Origin of the sequence: Mycobacterium sp. E2733 (genome assembly GCF_001667585.1) — a bacterium.
Lineage (GTDB): Bacteria > Actinomycetota > Actinomycetes > Mycobacteriales > Mycobacteriaceae > Mycobacterium.
Window position 1 is genome coordinate 40,884 of the sequence record NZ_LZJZ01000109.1, and the last position, 19,791, is coordinate 60,674.

Consider the following 19,791-nt stretch of genomic DNA (forward strand, 5'->3'; position numbering starts at 1 on the left):
TCAGCCGGCGCCATGGGACAACACGGATGTGGCACCGCTGAGAATTTGGGAAAACGGGTCGGCGCCGCCGCCGAAGGTCGCCTGGTTGGCCGGCGCAGTGACTTCCGCTGGATCGAAGCCGTGCACCGGGTCCACCTGAACCGGAGCGGTCGCCGGGTCGTCGTTTCGCGCGTAGCCCGCGTTCACCCGGGGAATCAGGATTGCGTCCAGCTTGTTCAGCGTGTCCTCCGGAATCCCAATGTATTTCAGCGGCATGACCAGCGGAAGGTGCTGTTCCGGGACCATGATCGTGGTGTCTTTCGCGCCCCGGGAGTTGATCGTCGTCCGGACGTTCTGCGGCGGCACCATGCTCGGGTTGGTGAAGGCCACCGCGGTGTGACCCGTGGCGAGACCCAGGAGGGTGTTGGCGAGCGCGAACATGTTGTCCGGCCGGTCGGGGAAGTCCGCGATCGAGTCGTACGCAGCCACGAACCGGTTTGTGTCGTATTGGCTCTCATACGGTGGCGGCATGGTGTAGTCGAGCGCGGGAACAACGCTGCCGACTCCGAACATTGCGGTCAGGAAGCTCTGGCCGAAGGCGTGGCGCCCGATCGGGTCGCCGAATGTGGCGAAGTTCAGTTTGTCCCGCGGCGGAGCGGTCGGGTCATTCGCCAGCCGCGCCTGTTCGCCGTCGACCACGAACCCGCCTTCGGACAGTCCGATCGCCGTACCGGGGCGACCGGTGCGGATCGCGGCATCGAGGTTGTTCACTCCCTCGTCGACCGATTCGCCCACGCTGGGGCCGTCGAGGCCGAGGCCGGGGAACAACTCATCGCCGACTTTGCCGATGCCCGGGAAGAGTCGCTCCAGGACGTGGCCCTGAACCTGGCCCGCCGGGTAGCGGACGATTTCGCGCTGCTGGCCGGGGAACCATTGGGCGCCCTCCTGGCGAATGTATTCGTCGTAGGGGATGCCCAGAACGTGAGCCCCTCCGAGGGCGAAGGCGGTCTGGTCGCCTGGGGCCCCTGGGGTCGGCGGCCCGCCAATCGGCGTGTCGTCCGCAGATGCGGTTCCGACGCCGAAAAACCCTGTCGCGCCAACGGTTACCAGCGTCGTGACTTGTGCTAGTAGTTGCTTCATCCCTAATCCTGCTCGCTCGGATTCGTCTCGTAGTGTCACACACCTCATGTGCGCGCGCTAACTGGTTTGCGGCTCGGCGCGTCGGACCGGTGGCCGCCGCAGGCCCGCTCGTGACGGCCACCAGTTCGCCGATCCGACCAGCGCGGCGACGGCGGGAACGGTGATGGTGCGCACCAAGAAGGTATCCAGCAAAATTCCGGCACCGATCACGAAACCACCCTGGACTACGGTGCCGATGCTGGAGAACAACAGGCCGCACATCGAGGCGGCGAAGATCAGGCCTGCCGCGGTGATCACACCGCCCGTGGAACTCAGGGTGCGAATGATGCCGTAACGCATGCTGTTTGGCGATTCGTCGCGCATTCGCGAGACGAGCAGCATGTTGTAGTCGGCTCCGACCGCGACCAACACCACGAAAGCGAGCGGGGGCACGCTCCAATGTAATTGCTGGCCGAGAAGGTACTGAAACACCAGCACGCCGATGCCCACCGCCGACAAGTACGAAATGACCACCGAAGCAACCAGGTACAGCGGCGCGACAATCGCGCGCAGCAGCGCGATCAACGTCAGCAGCACGACGATCAGGGTCACGGCGATGATGAACCGGATGTCATGTTGGTAGTAGTCGCGGGTGTCCTTCAGACCCACGGTGTATCCGGCCATCGATACGGCGGCGTCCTGCAACGCGGTATTCGGTTGTGCTCCCCGAGCGGCCGCGGTGATCGCGTTGACCTGGTCCATGGCTTCGGTGCTGAAGGGATTGAGTTTGGTTTGAACCAAATACCGCACCGAGTGCCCGTCCGGTGAAATGAAAACCTTGGCCGCCTTCTGAAATTCCGCTAAATGCAGCAGCTGAGGCGGGATGTTGAAGCCGGCCATTGCCGGTTGCGCCGCGTCCCGTTTCAGCGATAACAGGAACGCCGCTGACTCATTGAGCCCGGCACCGAGCTGTTTGACTTGGTCGACGAGTTGAGCCACGGCATCGGCCACTTGCCGGCTCCCGCCGGCCAGTCGGTCGGCGCCATCTTGCACGCTGTTCAGATTCGCCTGCAAGCCACCGGGTTTGTCCATCCCCATGGAGTGCATCACCTTGGTGAGCTTTCCCAATGCAGCACGCACGCGATCCGTCGACGCTTTCAGGGTCCGCTTGTCCTGGTACTCCTGCAGTTGGTGGGCCAAGTCGTTGATCGCGTCGAGGTCTGCCTGATCACGCGAGCCGACCAGCTGCTCGAAGGTCCCCCGGGTGGCGCTGCACGATTGATCGGCATCGCAGATCGGGCTACCCTGCAGCGCCGTCAGTACCGGGCCTATCCAGGCGAACATGTTCTTGGCGGCCGAGAAATTCCAGCCCATCGCATTGCTGAGCGAGTTGACGTGGTCGACGAGCTGGGCCGCGATGTCCACCTGGTTAACCAGAGCGTCACCGCTGTACTGGCTTTTCGCCGACGAGAAGGCACTTTGCAGTTCCTCCAGGCTGGTAGCGAGCTGGCTGACCTGGCCGCGGACGTCGCCGAGGCTGTCGGCCAGGGTGCCGGCCCCGGTGACCAGCCGGTTGAGGTCGCCTGCGTGATCGTTGATCTGGGTGGACCCGTCGGCCAGCAGGGTGCCGATCGCGCCCGCCTGATAGGTGGCCCTGAATTGTTCCGGCACGTTTCCGGTGGGGCGCGTGATGCCGCTGACCGCGGCGATATTCGGCAATTGGCTGACTCGGTCCGCCATCTGTTCCAAGTCCGCAAGGGCCTTCGGTGTGCGAAGGTCATGCGGCGATTGGACGAGGATGTATTCGGGGATGGACTGATTCACCGGAAAATGACGATCCAGCGCGGCATATCCGATGGAGCTCGGAGCGGACGACCGCAGGGCCTTGCGATCGTCGTAGTTGTAGCGCACCAGGCCGGCGCAGCTGGCCAGGAGGATCAACACGAGCACACTGGCAAGCAGATTGACCTTGGGCCGACGCACGATGCGTATTCCCGACCGCCTCCAGAACCGGGCGGTGAGTTCGCGTCGTGGCTTGACCCACCCGCGTGGCCCCGCGAGCACGAGAATTGCCGGCAGCAACGTCACCGCGGCCAGGAATGCGACGCCGATCCCGATCGCCGACGACGCCCCCACGGTTTTGAACACGCCCATCCGGGCGAAGCTGATGAGCAGAAAAGTGATTCCCACGGTGGCCGCGGATGCGCCGATCACTTTTCCGATGGAGATCATCGCGCCCTTGACCGCCTGCTCGGAATCCGCGCCTGACCGCAAACAGTCGTGATAGCGGCTGATGAGAAAGACCGCGTAATCCGTCCCGGCGCCAGCCATTATGGCGCTCAGAAAGACGATGGATTGGTTCGAGACGCCCGAGCCAGTCAATTGGGAGTAGCCCGCTACCATCGCCTGCGCGATCACCAGGGATGTCCCGATCGTCAGCAGCGGTAGCAGCATGGTGACCGCGCTGCGGTAGATCACCAACAGGACGATGAGCACCAGGACGCCGATCGCCAGCTCGATCGGAAGCCGATCCCGATCGCCCGCGACCGTGAGGTCGGCGACGGTTGCCGCGGGGCCGGTGAGGTTTGCCGTCAGGGACGTTCCCGCGACCGCGCGCTTGACGATGTCGCCGATGCGATTGAAAGCGGCGTACGACTGTGGGGTGCCCAACTCGCCGGCAACGCCGACCGGCAGCACCCAAGCTTTGTGATCCTTGCTGGTCACGACCGAGCGCAGGGGCGGGCTGCTGACGAAATCCTGCACCATCAAAACGTCTCGCGTGTCCTGGTGCAACGCGCCCACCAGCTTGCGGTAAGTGGCTTCGTCGGCGGGCCCAAGCCCCTTGTCGTCGGTCAGAACCACCAATAGAAGGTCTTCTGAGCCCGATTCGTCAAACGCCTGCGTCATCTTTCGGGCGGTGACGCTCGACGGTGCATCGCTGGGCAAAATAGCGAGCGGATGCTTCTGCGCCATCTCGCCCAGGGATGGCAATGTCAGTGGAAGCGCGGCCGCAATCGCGACCCAGAGCCCGACGACCACCCACGGCCACCGCACCACGAAATCAGCCAACCGTCGCATATCGCCCTCGCTCCCGGTCGGCGCAGTCGTGTGCGCCCGCCGGCGACGCTCGCCGACGCTGTGTCCAGCCGCCCGAATTCGTCGTGTGCCCGACCGGAATTCGCACTTCGAGATAGGCCCTAGCCATCGAGTGGCTCCACGCTACGCGACGCGTCCCCAGTGCCCGCTATCGGCGACCCGCGCGCACACCGACCTCATAGCCGCCATGTAACGGCAAACCGATTTCTGGGCGACCGGGTTGTCGGGATGCATGATCGCCATGACCGTGCCCTCGCCGTACCGGAATATGTAAATAGTCAGTTGGTATGAATAGCGGCCGTCGGGATAGATTCCGATATTGTCCGCTAGGCCCAAGTCGGCTGCGGCGAGAATAGCGTTGAGTGGAGCGGCGCCGCCGTGGAAGAAGTTCGAGACCGGAAAGTTCGGCTGTGGCCAGCTCAACCACGGCGCTAATTCCAATACGCGGTAGTAGGGCACCTTCGCCATGTCCAGACTTGAATCGAAAGATGTCTGCGCCGCCCACGCGGCATCGCCGAACGAGGCCGCAGCTATGGGCACGGTGATCGGAATCAGGCCGGTAAACCAACCCTGTGTCATGAAATTGTCGGCGCCCGTCCGGGAGTCCCTGGGCGTAAGCCCGTAATACGTGAGCGCGCCCGTGAACTCATGCTCGAGCAGGGCGAAGCACGCGAACAAGCCGCCGACGAAGCGTGCGCCGGCCGCCATGCAGGCTGTTTCGAATCGCTCCGTCTGTGCTGGGCCCATCAGGAGTTCGGAGGCCATCGCACTGCTGCTCGACTCCAACGGGTTACCCAATGGGAGTGGGAATTCAGGGAAACGGCCATTGTTGTTCTCCGCGAATTCAATCCACGCGCCCACCTCGGGCGAATCCAGGGTCAAGGTTGACGTATACTCGCGTTCGCGGCTGCAGAAGTCGTCGAAGCTGCCGGCATCGGGAAGAGCGAGGGGCTCACCGCCTCCGCTCAACGCCGTATACATTCCATTGGCCTCCATCATCGTGGTGCCGATCAATGTCGCGTCCCCGTGCACATGATCCATGGCGGCGAAGAAGGTGAAATGGTTCTCGCTCTGGATAATCCCGAACGTGAAGCAGCCCCACTCCAGTGGATTCGGTATGCCCACGACATGAGCGCGTATTTCGTCAACCGTCATCTGGCCGAAATCGACCGGCGCGAATTCGATATCAGCAGGATCGCTCGTCGTATGCCTGACGAACTCTCCGCTGCCGGTGTGCTCGAACCAACTGCGGAACGTGTCATGTCGACGCAGGTACGTGTTGACGGCGTGGTCCATGGCAGAGACATCGCACGTCCCGGGTACTTCACAGGTAGCGATGATCTGCCGGGAAAAATTCAGCCCCGCGGCCGCCCGTTCACAGTAGTTACGAAGATGTTGGCCCTGCATGTAGCTGACCGGGACGGAACTGACCGGCGCTTGTCGGACCTTTTCGCTGGCCGCAGCCGTTGGGTGCCATGAGGTGACCGAGCCCGGGGTCAACGTCCAATCATCGAGTGAGCCGATCGTAATCTTCCCGATGCGCAAGACTACGTCCTCCTCGGTTTGAACGGCTCAGTCCGACCACGTTGGCGACACCAAGATAACCGTTTCGGCGATCACCGTCGCGAATATGCGCGGAACACCTACACTCGCTGACGGATCCGGTGGGCCGTTGTTCGATCGAACGGCCGGGAGGGACGCAGGGCGGCAGCCGCGCGGGCTGTCGCTGCGCGGCGCGGGCCTGCATCTGCAGTGCTGGTCTTCGGAGATGATCTTCGGGCGCGCAACCGGTTTCCCGCTGGGACGCATCATGACCGCCAAGGAGGACAAGCGCATGGCATCTGCCGAAGGTCTGAAGGAGCCGTCATCAGGTTTTGCGGTCATCGGCTACGCGGCGCGCTTTCCCGGTGCCGCGGATGCGGACGAATTCTGGGATGTGTTGCGGCAAGGTCGGGATGCGATAGCGGAGGTGCCGCAGGACCGGTGGGATGTCGACGAATTCTTCGATCCGGAACCGGGGGCGCCGGGCAAGGTCGTGACCCGTCGTGCGGGTTTTGTCGATGACGTAACGGGGTTCGATGCGCCGTTTTTCGGTATGTCGGCGCGCGAGGTCAGGTTGATGGACCCGCAGCACCGGATCTTGTTGGAGATGGCATGGCGCGCGGTGGAGCATTCGGGTATCGCGCCCACGGCTCTGGCTAACACCAACACCGGTGTCTTCGTCGGCTTGGCCACGCACGACTACCTCGGAATGGCATCCGACGAGCTGACTTACCCCGAGATCGAGGCCTACATGGCCATCGGGACGTCGAATGCCGCAGCCGCGGGCAGGATCAGCTACCGGTTGGGGCTGCAGGGCCCCGCGGTCGCCGTGGACACGGCGTGCAGCTCGTCGCTGGTGGCAATCCATCAGGCGTGTCAAGCGCTGCGCTTAGGGGAATGCGACCTCGCGCTGGCCGGCGGCGCTAACGTCCTGCTCACCCCGGCAACCATGATCACCTTCTCCAGCGCGCAGATGCTCGCGCCGGACGGCCGGTGCAAGACGTTCGACGCGGCCGCGGACGGCTATGTGCGCGGCGAGGGGTGCGGCGTCATCGTGATCAAGCGTCTCGAGGACGCGATTCGCGACGGTGACCGGATTCGGGCCGTGATCCGCGGCAGCGCGATCAACCAGGACGGCGCATCGGGTGGGTTGACGGTGCCGAACGGCGTTGCCCAGCAACGGGTGATCGCTGACGCGCTTAAGCGCGCCGACCTCGAACCTCGCGACGTCAGGTACCTGGAGGCGCACGGCACCGGGACATCGCTGGGCGACCCCATCGAGGCCCAGGCCGCGGGTGCGGTGCTCGGCGCCGGACGCGAGCCCGGCCAGCCATTGCTGATGGGCTCGGTGAAGACGAACATCGGACACCTGGAAGCGGCCGCGGGCATCGCCGGCGTCATCAAAGTCATCCTGTCGCTCGAGAACGAGCTACTGCCGCAGCACCTGCACTTTCGGAACCCGTCGCCCCACATTCCCTGGGACCGGCTTCCGGTGCAGGTTGTCAAGGAGGCCACCGCCTGGGAACGCAACGGGCAACCGCGTATCGCAGGAATCAGCTCGTTTGGGTTCGCCGGGACAAACGCTCACGTCATTCTCGAGGAAGCCCCTGAGCAAGCGGCCCCTTCGGCTCCGGTTCCGGTCGAGCGGCCCGGCGACCGACGGTTCAGCATCCTTCCGCTCTCGGCGCGGACGCCCGCCGCGCTGGTACGGCTCGCCGATCAATATCGCAGCTGGTTGAGCGCGAACCCGGAAGCGACCCTGGCGGACGTGTGCTTCACCGCCGGAGCGGGGCGAGCACACTTGGAGCAGCGTGCCGCGTTGGTGGTGAATTCGAGGGAATCTGCCATGGAGCTACTTGGCGCGCTCGCGGACGATCGCCCGGCGCCCGGTTTGTTCCGCGGGGAATGCCATGACGCGCCGAAGACGGCGTGGCTGTTCACCGGTCAAGGCAGCCAGTATCCGGGGATGGCCCGGGAGTTGTTCGACACCGAGCCGGTGTTCGCAGAGACGCTGAATCGATGCGCTGCTGCGGTCGCTGATGTCGTCGAAAAACCATTATTGGACGTCATTTTCGATCTGAACAGCTCAGACGGCGAAGCGACGCTGCAACAGACCTCCTACGCCCAGCCCGCGTTGTTTGCGGTCGAGATGGGCCTAGCCCGACTGTGGCAGTCGTGGGGTTTCGAGCCAGATGTGGTGTTGGGCCACAGCGTCGGCCAATATTCGGCGGCGTGCGTGGCGGGCGTCTTCGGTCTCGAGGACGGCGCGTTGCTGATCGCCGAACGCGGGCGTCTCTTCGGCAGTCTGACTGCGGGCGGCCGAATGGCCGCGATCTTCACCGCAGCCGAGCGGGTCGAGCACCTGACCGACGAGTTTCCGAGCCTGTCTGTCGCGGCCTACAACGGCGCCAACACCGTACTTTCCGGGCCCGGAGTGGATCTGGAGCAGGCGGTAGCGCGGCTGACGGCCACCGGCGTCCGATGTGACTGGCTGAACACCAGCCACGCGTTCCACTCGGCGCTGCTGGATCCGATCCTCGACGAATTCGAATCGTATGCGGGGCGGTTCGACTTCAAAGCGCCACAACGGATCTTGATCGACAATCGCTCCGGTGCCGCGCTCGGCCGGAGCGTGAAGCTCGATGGCGCCTATTGGCGCCGTCACGCGCGGCAACCGGTGGAATTCGCCAAGAGCGTGGGCACGCTCGCCGCGCTGCATTGCAAGGTATTGCTCGAGGTCGGGCCGCGGCCGGTGCTCACCGCCGCAGCCCTTGCCGCATGGCCTGACCCGGCCACCGCGCCGCGAGCAATCGCGTCTCTGCGCCGAAACACTGCCGACCACCGGCAGATCACCGAAGCGATCGCCGACGCATATGTTTCGGGTCACCTGCCCGACTTCGACGCCTTACGGCAACCGCACGCGCAAAAGCTCGACTTGCCCACCTACCCGTTCGAGCGCCGCCAATACTGGTTCCGGGACAATCGGGCGGACAGCGGCAACGGCAGCCGGGATCACGCCGGCCAACGAGCGCAACACAATCAGCAACGCACGACCCGGTCCATCGCGAACGACCGCTACGAGATCCGCTGGGATAAATCGCCTGCTCCGCTCTCCCGCGCAGACGGGGCCGAGGGATCCACCTGGATCGTCGTCGGGGACGATGCCGATGCGGTCCAGCCATTGGCCGACGTGCTGCTTGGACACAACCACCAGCACCGGGTCGTCGGGCTGCCGATGTCCGACGCAGAGCAGGATCGGCTGGCAGACGCGTTCCGCGCTGCCGCAGCAGAGGATTCGACGCTTCGCATCGTGCATGTCGCGGCGCTGGAGGCCGGGACCACACCATCGATGCGGTCACTGTTGCGGTTGCAGCATCAGATCCTTGGCGGAACACGGCGGCTCTTTCGCGCCGCGATCGCCGCTGAGCTCCGCAGTCCCATCTGGGTCGTGACTCGTGGCGCACAGCGAGTCGTCGACACGGATACCGTGGCACCGCATCAGAGCTGCCTTTGGGGATTCGGTCGCGCGGCGGCGCTGGAATTTCCGCACGTATGGGGTGGTCTTGCGGACCTGGCCGCAGGCACTGCCGAGGAATGGTCTGAGCTCGTCAACCGGATCACGACGCCGCCCGGCACCGCCGTCAGGGAAGACCAGCTCGCGCTGCGTGGTCAGGCGGTCTACGTTCCCCGGTTGGTTCGGCGCACTGAGCCGCCGAGCGCCAAGTCGCTGCAACTACGCCACGATGCAACGTATTTGGTGACCGGCGGACTGGGTGCGATCGGGCTGGAGATCGCCGGATACCTGGCCGCACACGGCGCGAGGAATCTGGTGTTGACCAGCCGACGGGCGTCAAGTGACGCGGCGCAACAGCGCATCGATGCACTGGGCGAAAAGCACGGCTGCCAAATCCGTGTCGTCGCTGCCGATGTCGCTGATGCGCATGACGTCGCACGCCTGCTGGCAGGTGTGCAGGCGGAGCTGCCGCCGCTGGCCGGCATCGTCCACGCTGCGGGCGAGATCGGTATTGCCCCGCTGAGCGACCTGGAGGACGCCGAGGTCGATCGTGTCTTCGCCGGGAAGGTGTGGGGTGCTTGGCATTTGAGCGAAGCAGCGGCTGCCCTGAAGCTCGACTTCTTCATCAGCACGTCCTCGATCGCCTCGGTGTGGGGTGGATTCGGCCAGACCGCCTACGGTGCGGCGAACGCCTTCCTCGACGGGCTGGCCTGGCGCCTGCGCGAGCAGGGCATCCCCGGTTTAAGCGTCAATTTCGGCCCGTGGTCGGCGGGCATGGCCGACGCGGAATCTCGTGCGCGGCTGGATCAGCGCGGGGTCCGGACGTTGTCACCCGCCGACGCACTCGCGGGTCTGGCTGATGTCCTGGCGGCCGCTCCGTCGCATGGCCCCATACAGGGTGTCGTGGCACGCATCGACTGGGCGCGCTTCTTGCCGCTCTACCAGCAGGCGGGTAGGCGCGCGTTATTGACGGAGTTGGAGTGTGAGGTGCCCGATCCTGAGCCCGCGGTGACGGCGGCCGGGAAGACTCGGTTGGTGGAGCGGCTCACCGGCGCCCCGGTGCAGCAGCGCAAGAAACTTCTCACCGACTACTTGCGTGACGCGGTAGCGGAGGTTACGCGCGTCGAAGCCGCGGAGATACGGGAGGACGCCGGGTTCTTCGACCTCGGCATGGATTCGCTGATGGCCGTCGAATTGCGGCGCCGCATCGAGCAAGGGGTGGGCAAGCAGATTCCGGCCACCCTGGCGATGGATCACCCGCGGTTGTCCGACGTGGCCGACTACCTGTTGGGGGACGTGCTCGAGCTCAGCGATCAGGCCAAGCCGACCCCACGGCCGGCATCATCGGTGACGACGCGCACGGATGAACCGATCGCGGTCGTTGCGGTGTCGTGCCGTTTCCCCGGCGCGCCCAACCCGGAAGCCTTCTGGGAGCTGCTGTTTGAGGGTGTCGATGCGATCCGTGAGGTGCCGGAGGACCGATTCGACATCGATGAGTTCTACGACCCGGATCCGGAGACGCCGGGCAAGACCTACACGCGGTTCGGCGGGTTCCTCGACGAAATCGACGGATTCGATCCCGAATTCTTCGGCATCTCGCCGCGCGAGGCCGTCTGGATCGAGCCGCAGCAGCGGCTGATGCTCGAAACCGTATGGGAGGGTCTCGAAAGGGCCGGGTACTCGCCGGCGGCGCTGCGGGGGAGCCGAACCGGCATCTTCGCCGGCGTGGCTGCCAACGAGTACGCGCATCTGCTGTCGTCGGAGTCGATCGACAACATCGAGCCCTACTTCATCACCGGCAATGCGCTCAATGCCATCTCCGGTCGGGTTGCCTTCGCGCTGGGGCTCGAGGGGCCGGCCATGGCAGTCGATACCGCATGCAGCTCGGCCTTGGTGGCGGTCCATCAGGCCGTCCAGGCTTTGCGCTCCGGTGACTGCGACATGGCGTTGGCCGGCGGTGTGAACGTCTTGCTTTCTCCGGTAACGGTCATCGCCGCCTCTCGCGCGCGGATGCTTTCCCCCGTCGGGCGATGCAAGACGTTCGACGCCTCCGCCGACGGTTACGTGCGCAGCGAAGGCTGTGGAATCCTCGTACTCAAGAGGCTGGGCGACGCCGAGCGCGACGGCGACCGGATATGCGCGGTCATTTCCAGCAGCGCGGTGAACCAGGACGGGGCTTCCAGTGGCTTGACGGTGCCCAACGGTGGTGCGCAGCAACGGCTTATCGGAACCGCCCTGGCGCGCGCCGGTTGGGCCGGCGGTGACGTCGACTACCTCGAGGCGCATGGGACGGGCACCCCGCTGGGTGACCCGATCGAGGTGCAGGCGGCCGCGGCCGCCTACGGTGTCGGGCGTGATGCTGACCGACCATTGCTGGTGGGGTCGGTGAAGACCAACATCGGTCACACCGAATCGGCTTCGGGCGCAGCAGGTTTGATCAAGGTCGTGTTGTCGTTGCAACACGGGGTCCTGCCGCAGAGTCTGCACTTCGAACGGCCCTCCCCGCACATACCGTGGGATTCGTTGCCCGTGCGGGTTGTCGATGAGGCCCTGCCGTGGCAGGCCAATGGCAGGCCCCGGCGCGCCGGTGTGAGCTCCTTCGGATTCACCGGCACCAACGCGCACGTGCTGGTCGAGGAGGCCCCAGCGCGAGCTGTACCCGCCGACGAGGAGCTCGCCGACGACGTCGCGACCAACTCGGCATCGGAAGCTCAGGCTGACCAGGTGAGGGTGCTGGCACTGTCCGCGCGATCACCGGAAGCACTGGTGGCATTGGCGCGGCGTTACGAGGCCTGGCTCGGCGCCCACCCGGATGTGGACCTCTCCGAGGTATGCCTCACCGCCGGAACGGGCCGTTCACACTTCGAGCATCGCGCCGCGCTGGTCGTGCATTCGCTTGAGGCTGCGCGCGAGGCCCTGGTCGAACTGGCCGACAACCGGCTGCGACCCGGTGTCGTTCATGGCGAGCACACGCACCACCCGACGACGGCATGGTTGTTCACCGGCCAGGGCAGCCAGTATCCGGGGATGGCCCGTGAGTTGTTCCACACCGAGCCTGTTTTCGCCGAAACCGTCACATGTTGTGCGGACGCGGTCAGGGACATACTGCCGCATCCGTTGCTTGAGGTGCTGTTCGCCACCGATCGCGAAACCGGCGGCGAAGCCGGAGCAAGGTTGCGGCACACGTCGTATGCGCAGCCGGCGCTTTTCGCGGTCGAGATGGGCCTGGCCCGGCTGTGGCAGTCCTGGGGGATCGAACCCGATGTGGTGCTGGGGCACAGCGTGGGCCAATACGCGGCGGCATGTGTGGCAGGCGTGTTCAGTCTCGAGGACGGCGCCCGGCTGATCGCCGAGCGTGGCCGGATGTTCGGCAGCCTGCCCGAAGGTGGGCGGATGGTGGCGGTGTTCGCCGATCCCAAGCGCGTCGAGGAGGTGGCCGGCGAATCCCCGCGGGTGTCGGTCGCCGCCTACAACGGACCCAACACCGTGCTTTCGGGTCCGGGTGAAGATCTGGAACCGATCGTCGACACGTTCGGCGAGCAGGGGATCCGCTGCACCTGGCTGCAGACGAGCCACGCCTTCCACTCGGAACTGCTGGATCCGGTGCTTGATGAATTTGAGTCGTACGCAGCGCAATTGCAGTTTGCCGCCCCGAGGATGCCGCTGGTCTGCAACCGCACCGGCGCCGTGCTCACCGCCCAAACGCCGCTCGACGCTCAATACTGGCGCCGGCATTCCCGGCAGCCGGTACAGTTCGCCGAGAGCGTGCGCACGGTGGCGGCGCTGGGCTGCTCGGTGTTGATGGAGATCGGCCCGCAGCCCGTGCTGACCGGGGCGGCGGTGCAGGTCTGGCCGGAGCATTTGGCCGCGCCGCGGGCGATCGTCTCGCTACGTAAGGGCGTCGGCGACCGGCGCCAGATCGCCGACGCCCTGGCCGCAGCCTACGTCGGTGGCCATCTTCCCAATTTCGCTGCGGTGCATGGTCAGCCGTATCGCAAACTGGAATTGCCCACCTATCCGTTCCAGCGCCGCCGGTTCTGGCCCAAGACAGCGGGCATCTCGGTCGACGGTCCGTCGGTATCCGGAATCCTTGGTAACGCGAAAGACCTCGCCTCTGGGGATTCCGTCTACACCAGCAGGTTGTCCGTCAAATCGCAGCCGTGGCTGTCCGACCACGTCATCTATGGCACCGTCGTCGTCCCCGGAGCGACGTACGCAGCGATGGCGCTGGCCGCGGTCGGCGCACCGGCGCGAGTAAAGGACGTCTTCTTCTACGAGCCGATCATCCTGCCCGAGAAGACTTCTCGCGAGGTACAGCTGACCCTTCATCCGCTGCAGGACGGCGGTGAATCCAAGTTCCAAGTGCACAGTCGCCCGTATGGTGAACGTGGCGCCGAGTGGTCCTTGAACGCTGAAGGCAGCGTCGTGACCGGCGTCGCCGACAGCACTGACGGACCTGTGTCCGAGCAGGCGGCTCCGCTCGACGAAGCGATCGAACGACTGAACCGCATGCGTCCGCAGGAGTTGTTCGAGACCTTCGCCGACTTGGAGTTGGCATGGGGGCCGACCTGGTCCGGTTCCCTGAAGTCACTGTGGCTCGGTGAGGGTGAGGCGATCGGCGACATCGTCGTTGGTGAAGAACTCGCCGAACACCTTGGGACCGAACCGATGCATCCGGTGCTGATGGACTTGTGCACCGGAGTCGCCTTCCCGGCGTTCCCGGCACTTCTCGCAGCCGAACAGGGCATCAACGACCTGTTCTTGCCGCTGCGGTACGGGCAGGTGACGCTGCGGGAGAAGATGCCTCGGCGGTTCTACTGCCGCGCGAGGTGGCACGAGAGCGCGCTCGACAGCGAAACCCAGGTCTTCGATCTCGATTACGTCGATCGGGATGGCCGTCACCTGGGCGGAATTCGCGAGTTCACGGTCAAGCGGGCACCTCGCGAGGCGCTGCTTCGTGGCCTCGGCGGCGATGCCAGCCGGCTGCTTTACACCCTTGGCTGGCACGAGGTTCCGCCGCCTGCGCCGACTGAGGGTACCGCGAACGGAACCTGGCTGATCGGCGGATTCGACGAACTGGCCGCCAACGTGCCGGGCTGCATCCCGTTCGACCGGACCACCGATCCGGAGCTCTTAGGGCAGTTACTCACACAGGCCCACGAGCGTGGAGTGCCCGTCTCCGGCGTCGTGTGGCGCAGCACCGGACCGAATGGTGAAGAGTCGAGCACCGGCGCCGCTGCACGCGTCGAGACCGAAATCGCCAACCTGCTCAGCGGCGTGCACGCCGCGCAAGGCGGCGACGTGAAACTGCCTAACGGACTGTGGATCGTCACCGAGCGGGCGGTAGCCACCGAGTCCGGCGAACCGGTCGACCCGGTGCAGGCGGCGCTGTGGGGATTCGGGCGCACCACGATGAACGAGGAACCGGCGCTGCGCTGCAAGCTGGTCGATTGCGACGGATCGCGGGAGGCGGCTGCGGTGCTGGCCGGCCTGTTGACCAGCCCGCTCGACGAACCGGAAATCGCGCTGCGACAAGGAAAACTGCTGGCCTCCCGGCTGTTGCCATGGGCGCGCAGCGGTCATTTGACGGTGCCGCGTTCAACCGACTACGTCCTTGCACCCACCGAACGCGGTGCGATCGACAACCTGCGGCTGACCGAGGCGGACGTGCCGCCGCCGGACGAGGGCTACGTGCAGGTCCGGGTGGAGGCTGCGGGCCTCAACTTCCGCGATGTGCTCAATGTGCTGGGCCTCTACCCGGGCGACCCGGGGCCGATCGGCGGTGACTTCGCGGGCATCGTCACGCAGTTGGGTAGCGGCGTAAGCGGACTCGAGGTGGGCCAACGCGTCTACGGCTTCATGCAGGGTGCTTTCTCCAGCCGGTTCAACGTGCCGGCCCAGTTGTTGGCGCCGATTCCGGACGGAGTGGGTGCGGTCGCCGCGGCCACGATTCCCGCCGCCGCGCTGACGGTCCGACTCGCGTTCGACTGGTCGCAGCTGAAGCCCGGTGACCGGGTGCTCATCCACGCCGCCAGCGGCGGTGTCGGGCTGGCTGCCATCCAACTGGCCCAGCAGCACGGCGCCGTCGTCTTCGCCACCGCCAGCACCTACAAGCGCGCGACGCTGCGCAAAATGGGTGTGGAGTACGTCTACGACTCGCGCACAACGGATTTCGCTGACCAGATCCTCGCGGACACCGGAGGCGCAGGCGTCGACGTGGTGCTCAACAGCCTGACCAATGAGGGCTTCATCGAAGCGACCGTGCGGGCCACTGCCCGCAACGGCCGGTTCGCCGAGATCGCCAAGCGCGACATCTGGACCCCTGAACAGATGGCGGAGGCCCGTCCCGACATCGCCTATGAAATTGTCGCGCTGGACACGGTGACCTTCCAAGAGCCCGAGCGTATCCGCGGGTTGCTGACCGAGGTGTCGGACGGATTGGCCAAGGGCGACTGGACGCCGCTGCCCGCCGAGATCTACCCGGTGACCGAGGCGAGGACCGCGTTCCGCCGCATGCAGCAAGCCCGGCACATCGGGAAGATCGTGCTGCAGATGCCGAATCCACTTCAGCCCCGCGCCGATCGGAGCTATCTGATCACAGGCGGACTCGGTGCCATCGGTCTGCACACGGCGTCGTACCTGGCCCAGCTCGGTGCCGGTTACCTCGTGCTCACCAGCCGGCGAGCGCCCGATGCGGACGCACAACGGCTGATTGAGGAGATCGCCGAGCGCTACAAGTGCCGCGTCCACGTCTTCGCGGCCGATGTCGGCGACGAGTCCGAGGTTGCGAAGCTGCTGGAGCGGATCCGCGCGGAGTTGCCGCCGCTCGCCGGGGTGGTGCATCTGGCCGGCGTGCTCGATGATGCGCTACTGGCCCAGCAGAACGTGGAGAGATTCCGAAAAGCGTTGATGGCCAAGGCTTTCGGCGCCAGACATTTGGACCGCTTGACGAAGGACCACGATCTGGACTTCTTCGTGGTGTCATCCTCGGTGTCCAGCTTGTTCGGTTCACCCGGTCAGTCCAACTATGCGACGGCCAACGCGTTTCTCGACGGGCTGGTCGCGCGGAGACGCGCGCAAGGCCTGCCGGCCACCGGTATCAACTTCGGTCCCTGGGCCCAGGGCGGCATGGCGTCTTCGGAGGCCGCGACCGCCAATATCAGTGCCCAGGGCCTGATTCCGCTGGAACCGTCGGCCGCGCTCGCCGCCCTCGCCGAGGTCGTCGCCAATGGAACCGGCCAGGCCACCGTCATCAAGGCCAATTGGCAACGTGCCGCGAAGGTGCTGGGGAGTTCGCGTCCACCGCTCCTCGACCTCGTCTTGCCTAGCGCCATCGGAGAGGTCGCGGGCGACAGTGAGTTGCTCAAGCAGCTGATGGAGATACCGGTGCCGCAGCGCGCCGGCTTCGTGACCGAATTCCTTCAGCGCGAGGTCCAGAACTTCCTGCGGTTGGCGCAACCGCCGGCCGCGAGCAGTCGGTTCCTGGATCTGGGCACGGATTCGCTGATGGCGATCGAACTGCGCAACCGGCTGCACAGTCAGTTCGGCGGCAAGTTCACGATCAACGCAACGGCGGTGTTCGACTATCCGACCATCGGAGGGCTCGCCGAATATCTGGTGGGTCAGCTGCCCGATGCGGAGTCGGAGTCGAACCCGGAATCGGTTGCGGCGCCGAAGCCGGATTGATGTGCGGCGCTCGCGTCAGTCGCTGATATCGAAACCGGCAACGACCTTGGTCGGGCGCACCCGCACCACCAGTTCGCCGGGCGCGGAGTTGCGGCGGCCGAACTCCTCGGCGCGATCGGCGCCCATATACCTGGCGCCGGTTCGGGTGGCGACGTCGAGTACGTCGGCCGGGTCCTCACTCACCGTGGCCACGCCCTGCACCTGAACGAACGAATACGGCGGATGGGGATCGTCGACGCAGATCACCACTCGCGGATCACGTTCCAGGGCACGGCCTTTCGACGTGTTGCGGCCGGTGTTGAACACTAGTTGGTCCCCGTCGACCACGAACCACACCGGGGCGACCAGCGGCCGGCCGTCTGCGGCGACGTAACCGAGCATCCCGGTGCGGGTGCCGGTCGACAGGAACTCGACGACTCTGTCGGAGAGCTCTGTCATTCGCTAGAGACGGACCAAGTCATAGTCGCCGATATGGTCGACGAGATTGTGCAGGTGTTCGCCTGAAGTGCCCAGCGTGTGCTCGATGGCGGTGAGCCGGGCCGCATAGTGGGCGATCGGATATTCGGCGGTCACACCGATTCCGCCGTGCAGCTGGATCGATTCCTGTGCGATGTGCCTGCCTGAGCGGCCGATCTGCAGCTTGGCGCGCGAGGCGATCACCGGGTCGAGGTTGCCGTCGGCGATCGACATCGACGCGTAGAGGCTCATGCTGCGCGCCAGTTCCAGCGACACGTACATGTCGGCCGCCCGCTGGGTGAGCGCCTGGAACTTGTTGAGCGTGACGCCGAACTGCTTGCGGGTCTTCAGGTAATCGGTGGTCAGCCGCAGTGCTTCCTCCATCGCCCCGACCGCTTCGGCGCACAGCGCCGACTGGATGCGGATGACGGCGTCGCGGATCGCCTGCGATGCGTCCGCCGCTTCGCCCAGGGGTTCGGCCGTGGTGGCGTCCAAGTCGACCTGCGCGCCGCGTTGTCCGTCGAAGGTCCGGTACGGGTGACGCGTGACCGCACCGGTCTCGACCAGGAACAGGCCGGTGCCGCCGTCCGGCAGGGCGGCGCTGACCACCAGCGTGTCGGCGCAGTCACCTGCGAGCACCGGATTCTTTCGTCCGCTCAGTGTCCATGAATCGCCTTGCTGCACAGCCTTGGTGCCCACGTCCGCGCCCGGCTTGCGGTGGCCCGGTTCCAGGTGGGCGAAGGCAAGCAGCCGCTGGCCGGCCGCCACGTCGTCGAGCTGTTCTTTCTGGGCGTCGGTGCCCAACTCGGCGATCAGCGCGCCCGGCGCCAGCGCGGCGTGCAGGATAGGTTCGGGGGCCAACCGGCGGCCGGCCTCGGCCAGCACGACCATGATCTCGATCTGGCCCGCCTCCTCCGGTTCGAAGCCGAGGCCGAGGATTCCGGTGTCGGCGAGCTGGCTCCACACCTCGCGGCTCCAGCCCAGGTCGGAGCCGATGACCTTGTTGCGGCTCTCCGGGTCGTAGCTGCGCGAAAGCAGCTCGCGGGTGGTGTCGCGAAGCAGGGTCTGCTCGTCGGTCAACTGAAAGTCCATGGCTGCCTCACAATCCCAGAATGGTGGACGCGATGATGTTGCGCTGCACCTCGTTGCTGCCACCGTAGATCGACGTCTTGCGGTAGTTGAGGTAGTGCGGCGCACTGTGTTGCGCCCAGTCCGGAGACGCAATCTCTTCTCCGTTGGCCGGCAGCGCATCCGGTCCGGCCACCTCGACGAGCAGCTCGGTGGCGATCTGCTGCAATTGGCTGCCGCGCAATTTGAGCACCGACGAAGCCGGATTGGGCTGCCCGTTCGCTGAGTCGGTGACCACCCGCGACTGCGTGAGTTCCAATGCCAGCAGCTCATTTTCGGCCTCAGCCAGCCGCGCCGCGAACAGGGGATCTTCGAGCACCCCGGTGGCCGCGGCGTGTTTCTTCACCTCGGCGAGGCGCACCTTGGTCCGGCCGACACCGGCGATGCCGGTGCGTTCGTTGCCCAGCAGGAATTTGGCGTACGTCCAGCCCTTATTCTCTTCTCCCACAAGTTGATTGGCGGGCACCCGGACGTCTTCGAAAAAGATCTCGTTGACCTCGTGGCCGCCGTCGATCGTCTTGATGGGCCGCAGCGTGATGCCCGGCGTCTTCATGTCGAACAGCAGAAACGAGATGCCGGCCTGACGCTTGGGCGCCTGCGGGTCGGTGCGCACCAGGCAGAAGATCCAGTCCGCGTACTGGCCGAGCGTGGTCCAGGTCTTCTGGCCGTTGACGACATAGCTGTCGCCGTCCCGCACCGCGGTGGTGCGCAACGACGCCAGGTCCGAACCTGCCTCGGGCTCGGAGAATCCCTGGCACCACCAGATGTCGAGGCTGGCCGTCGGCGGCAGGAAGCGTTGTTTGACTTCCTCCGAACCGAATTCGGCGATCACCGGGCCCACCATCTTGGTGTTGAAGTTCAGTGGCTCCGGGACGCACGCCAGCTGCATTTCGTCGGCCCAGATCTGATGTTGGGTGGGCGTCCAGTCCTTGCCACCCCACTCGACCGGCCAGTTCGGTACGGCCAGACCGTGCTCGTGCAGGATCTTATGGCTGGTGATGATGTCGTCGCGGTTCACTTCCGCCGAGCCCCGGCGCACCCGCTCGCGCAGCTCCTCCGGAATCTTGGTGGTGTAGATGGTGCGGAGTTCGTCGCGGAACGCGGCTTCCTCCGGTGTGAGCGCCAGTTGCACGGCGACCTCCTGTCGTGTGGGGGTGAACGTGGCTACCAGCGTCGGATGGGTGCCCAGTTCTGGTGATGCGTTCTTGGTTCCATCTTGACCCATCCCGTAGAGCGGTTGTGCACAGCCTCGGTTTAGTCCACAGTCCGGG

7 protein-coding genes are annotated in these 19,791 nt (G+C 65.5%); 1 reads left to right on the forward strand and 6 read right to left on the reverse strand.

From position 1 onward, the window contains the following. From pe to A5678_RS20790, 3 genes are all read right to left on the reverse strand, one after another. Complete coding sequence (pe, locus tag A5678_RS20780; RefSeq protein WP_068046086.1) at positions 1-1,119, reverse strand: acyltransferase PE; 1,119 nt, start codon at positions 1,117-1,119, stop codon at positions 1-3. Positions 1,120-1,176: 57 nt separating this feature from the next. Continuing rightward, entirely contained in the window at positions 1,177-4,176 is a 3,000-nt protein-coding gene (locus A5678_RS20785; protein ID WP_068046088.1) for an RND family transporter, read from the reverse strand. 141 nt (positions 4,177-4,317) lie between these two features. Next, positions 4,318-5,739, reverse strand: a complete 1,422-nt coding sequence (locus A5678_RS20790) for a condensation domain-containing protein (protein ID WP_068046091.1) — start codon at positions 5,737-5,739, stop codon at positions 4,318-4,320. Between the two features lie 289 nt (positions 5,740-6,028). Between A5678_RS20790 and A5678_RS20795 the strand changes: the two genes are divergently transcribed. After that, positions 6,029-16,936: a type I polyketide synthase gene (locus tag A5678_RS20795; RefSeq protein ID WP_068046165.1), complete on the forward strand. Its 10,908-nt coding sequence runs from the start codon at positions 6,029-6,031 to the stop codon at positions 16,934-16,936. Between the two features lie 15 nt (positions 16,937-16,951). On the opposite strand, the gene A5678_RS20800 is transcribed toward A5678_RS20795, so the two are convergent. Genes A5678_RS20800 through A5678_RS20810 form a run of 3 tightly spaced genes read right to left on the reverse strand, consistent with a single transcriptional unit; the run spans position 16,952 to position 19,652 of the window. Further along, on the reverse strand, positions 16,952-17,374 hold the full coding sequence (locus A5678_RS20800) for a PPOX class F420-dependent oxidoreductase (protein ID WP_068046094.1): 423 nt from the start codon (positions 17,372-17,374) through the stop codon (positions 16,952-16,954). A 3-nt stretch (positions 17,375-17,377) separates the two neighbouring features. Then, the gene (locus A5678_RS20805) at positions 17,378-18,484 is read right to left on the reverse strand and encodes an acyl-CoA dehydrogenase family protein (RefSeq protein WP_068046096.1); all 1,107 of its coding nucleotides are present in this window, start codon (positions 18,482-18,484) and stop codon (positions 17,378-17,380) included. A 7-nt stretch (positions 18,485-18,491) separates the two neighbouring features. Continuing rightward, entirely contained in the window at positions 18,492-19,652 is a 1,161-nt protein-coding gene (locus tag A5678_RS20810; protein ID WP_068046168.1) for an acyl-CoA dehydrogenase family protein, read from the reverse strand. Positions 19,653-19,791: the final 139 nt, after the last annotated feature.